3 protein-coding genes are annotated in these 4,437 nt (G+C 64.8%); all 3 read left to right on the plus strand.

Translation table 11 applies throughout. From position 1 onward, the window contains the following. Positions 1–727 precede the first annotated feature (727 nt). On the plus strand, positions 728–1,318 hold the full coding sequence (gene rimP, locus ACXJKH_RS15810) for a ribosome maturation factor RimP (protein ID WP_457320704.1): 591 nt from the start codon (positions 728–730) through the stop codon (positions 1,316–1,318). 4 nt (positions 1,319–1,322) lie between these two features. Then, on the plus strand, positions 1,323–2,834 hold the full coding sequence (nusA, locus tag ACXJKH_RS15815; RefSeq protein ID WP_256774645.1) for a transcription termination factor NusA: 1,512 nt from the start codon (positions 1,323–1,325) through the stop codon (positions 2,832–2,834). Positions 2,835–2,929: 95 nt separating this feature from the next. Continuing rightward, positions 2,930–4,437 (plus strand): translation initiation factor IF-2 N-terminal domain-containing protein (locus tag ACXJKH_RS15820; RefSeq protein ID WP_457320707.1); only part of this gene is annotated, 1,508 nt, incomplete at its 3' end.

A 4,437-nucleotide genomic window follows, 5' to 3' on the forward strand; every position in this document is an offset into this window, starting at 1 on the left:
GGCTGGCGGATCGAAGGTTGCGGTGTTGGTGGATTCGGGAGTTGAATTGAAGGATTAGGAATTCGGAATTCGGAATTCGGGGATTCGGGGATTCGGAATGCGCCAGGCCTCCTCGCTCCCGGACTGACCCGCTCTTGAGCCCAATAACTCACAGGCCAACTCTCCAGGTGGCGGTGCGGGTGGGATGGCGGGACCGTTGGGCGCCATGGATGGCGCCCGCGAGCCCCCAGGGATGGGTTTACGGCGTGTCCCGCCATCCCRCCCGCGCCGACGCCCGCGACGTAGCCGAGATGCCGAGTGCCTTACCCGCGACGTAGCCGAGATGCCGAGTGCCGATACCCGCGACGCAGCCGCAGAGGCAAGGCCGTGGCCGTCAGCCCCTGCTGTTCAGCTTTTACAATACGGCAGCCGGAAGCATCCCAAACCATTGCACCAGCGCGGTGCAACGGCTATGATCAGTGGCTTAGCGGATTGACCACTCCCATCCCGTCAACGGATGAGAAGGGTCCCGCAACCGGCTTCCAGGAACGGCAACCTGTACCCAGGCCGCCGTGACCCCCCGGAACGCTGGGCTCGCAGGAACGCACACCGCGTGTGTTCCCGCTACCGGAATCCAGCATGACCGGAGTTGTACCGGACAAGGGGCCCAGCGGGCCCTTTGTTGTTTCCGGAAGGTGGTCCGTTCGCCGGACCAAGCCCGTATCTCTTTCAACGAACAAGGCAGACTGTGAGCGACAAGGCAACCGAAATCGCGAATCTGCTCGCCCCCACCGTTCAGTCGCTGGGTCTCGAGCTGCTGGGCGTGGAATACCTCACTGCCCCGGGTGGTGCGACGCTGCGCCTCTATATCGACGTGCCGCTGGCCGAACAGCCCGAGCGCATCGTCAACATCGACGACTGCGAACGCGTCAGCCGCGAAGTCTCCGCACAGCTGGACGTGGAAGACCCGATCACCGCCAATTACACCCTGGAAGTGTCCTCGCCTGGCGTCGACCGCCCGCTGTTCACCGGCGAGCAGTTCGAGCGCGCCATCGGCGAATCGGCCAAGGTCACGCTGAAACTCCCGCAGGACGGCCGTCGCCGACTGCAGGGTGAAATCCTCGCTGTGGACATCGAACAGGGCACCGTCACCTTCAAGGTCGACAATTCCCCGTTCACCGCCGATGTCGAGAATATCGACAAGGCACGCATCATGCCGGACTGGKCCGCCCTCGGCCTCGCTCCGACCAAACCGACTGGCCCGGCACCCAAGCAGGGTGGCAAGGCGAACAAGAAACCATCCAACGAGCCGGCGGCCAAAAAGCCGCGCGCGGAGTGAGCCAATGAGCAAGGAACTTTTGCTGGTAGTGGATGCGGTCGCCAATGAAAAGGGCGTTCCGCGTGAAGTGATCTTCGATGCCATCGAGGCAGCACTGGCGTCGGCGGCGAAGAAGCGCTACCCCGATGAAGAAGTGCTGGCCCGTGTGTCGATCGACCACAAGGACGGCAACTACGAGACCTTCCGCCGCTGGGAAGTGGTGGCCGATGACGTGGTGATGGAATCGCCCGACCGCCAGATTCGTCTGATGGATGCCATCGACGAAGCCGAAGGCGTGGAAGTCGGCGACTACATCGAAGAACAGATCGAAAACCCGGACTTCGGCCGTATCGCCGCACAGGCCGCCAAGCAGGTGATCGTCCAGCGCGTGCGCGAAGCCGAGCGCCAGCAGGTCGTCGATGCGTGGAAGGATCGTGTCGGCGAGCTGGTCACCGGTGTGGTCAAGCGCGCCGAGCGCGGCAACATCTATGTCGACCTCGGTGGCAACGCCGAAGCCTTCATCCCGAAGGACAAGGGCATTCCGCGCGACGTCCTGCGTGCCGGCGACCGCGTCCGCGGTTACCTGGCCGAAGTGCGCTCCGAGCCGCGTGGCCCGCAGCTGTTCATCAGCCGCGCCGCGCCGGAATTCATGATCGAACTGTTCAAGCTCGAAGTGCCGGAAGTCGGCCAGGGCCTGGTCGAGATCAAGGCCTGCGCACGTGATCCGGGCGACCGCGCCAAGATCGCCGTGCTCGCCCACGACGCCCGCACCGATCCGATCGGTGCCTGCATCGGCATGCGCGGTTCGCGTGTGCAGGCCGTGTCCAACGAGCTCAACGGTGAGCGCGTGGACATCGTGCTGTGGAACGAGAACCCGGCCAACTTCGTCATCAACGCGATGGCGCCGGCCGAAGTGCAGTCGATCATCGTCGACGAAGAAAAGCATTCGATGGACCTGGCCGTCGCTGAAGAGCGTCTGGCCCAGGCGATCGGCAAGGGCGGCCAGAATGTGCGCCTGGCCAGCCGCCTGACCGGTTGGCAGCTCAATGTGATGACCCAGGACCAGGTGACCGCCAAGTCCGAGGCAGAGCAGACCGTTGCCCGCCAGTTGTTCATGGACAAGCTGGAAGTGGATGAAGAAATCGCCGCCATCCTGGTGACCGAAGGCTTCAACACCGTGGAAGAAATCGCCTACGTCCCGGTCGGCGAATTGCTGGCCGTGGAAGGCTTCGACGAAGACATCGTCGAAGAGCTGCGTGCCCGTGCCCGCGATGCGCTGCTCAATGAAGCGCTGGCGGTGGAAGAAGGTCTGGAGGACGGCTCGCCGTCGGAAGACCTGCTCGCCCTGGAAGGCATGGACGAGGCGACTGCCTACGCCCTGGCCGGTCATGGCGTGCGTACCAGTGAGGACCTGTCGGACCTGGCCGCCGACGAGATCCTCGAGTTCGGTATCGAGGACATGGACCAGGAGCGCGCCGCCGCCCTGATCCTTGCCGCCCGAGCCGAGGAGATCGCCCGCCTGGAGCGCGGCGAATGAGCCAGCGATGAACAGTGCCCTGACCCGATCAGGGCTTAGACTCCGCGCTGCCTTCGCACGTTTCGAGGGAGCGCCAACCAGATCATAGGATCCGAATGTCGCAGCAAACCACCATCCGTAAGCTTGCCGAACTGGTCAACACGCCTGTCGATAAACTGCTCGTACAGCTTGCCGAAGCCGGCATGAAGTTCAGCGGTCCCGACCAGGTCGTGACCAGCACCGAGAAGGTGAAGCTCCTGGGCTTCCTTCGTCGTTCGCACGGCAAGACCGAGCAGCCCGTCGAGAGCACCGACGAGGCTGCCAAGAAGATCACCCTCAACCGTCGCAAGTTGCAGGAAGTGACGGTCAGCGCCGGCCGCAGCAAGACCACCGTCAACGTCGAAGTGCGCCAGAAGCGCACCTACATGAAGGACGCCAGCGGCAAGCCGATGACCGCGGATGAGGAGCGCGCCGACATCCTGCGCAAGCTGGAGGAATCCCGCCAGCGCAATCTGGACGAGCAGCGCGCACTGGCCGAGAAGGACCGTGCGCGCGATGAAGAAATCGCCCGCAAGCGTCAGGACGAAATCGACGCCAAGGAACGTGCCGAAGTCGAGCGCAAGGCGGCCGAAGCCGCTGCCGAAGCGGCCAAGAATGCACCGCCGGCCCCGGCCCCGGTTGCAGCCAAGCCTGCGGCCGCCAATGATGCCCCGGCGCGCAATCCGCGTCCGTCGGCGCCGTCGGCTGCACGTCCGGCCCCGCGTTCGGACGACCGCAACTCGAACAACACCAACAACCGCCCGGGCGCCAAGCGCGACGACGATGGTGGCAACCGCTTCGCCGGTCAGCTGCATCTGTCGGCCGCCGATCGCGCCCGTCGTGGCAACAACAGCAACTCGCGCGGTCGTCCGACCGGGCGCGTGCAGCACGGCAGCCGCCGTGACAGCAACCAGTCGCGCAGCGGCGGGGGTGCCCATGGTTTCGAGCGTCCGGTCGCCCCGATCGTGCGTGATGTGACCATCGGCGATACCGTCACCGTGGCCGATCTGGCCCAGAAGCTGGCCCTGAAGGGCGGCGATGTGGTCAAGGCGCTGTTCAAGATGGGCGTCATGGCGACCATCACCCAGACCATCGACCACGACACCGCTGCGCTGGTGACCGAAGAACTCGGCCACAACGTGATCCGTGCCAACACCAACGATGCCGAAGACGCGCTGCTGGCGCAGTCTGCTGGCAACCACGGCGACCCGGTGGCACGTCCGCCGGTGGTCACCATCATGGGCCACGTCGACCACGGCAAGACCTCGCTGCTGGATTACATCCGTCGCACCAAGGTCGCCACGGGCGAAGCCGGTGGCATCACCCAGCACATCGGTGCGTACCACGTTGAAACGCCCAAGGGCGTCATCAGCTTCCTGGATACCCCGGGCCACGCGGCGTTTACGTCCATGCGTGCCCGCGGTGCCAAGCTGACCGACATCGTGGTGCTGGTGGTGGCTGCCGACGATGGCGTCATGCCGCAGACCAAGGAAGCCATCCAGCACGCCCGTTCGGGGGGTGTGCCGCTGATCGTGGCGATCAACAAGATCGACAAGGCCGGCGCCGACCCGTTGCGGGTCAAGAA

This window comes from Stenotrophomonas sp. P5_B8, assembly GCF_054049855.1.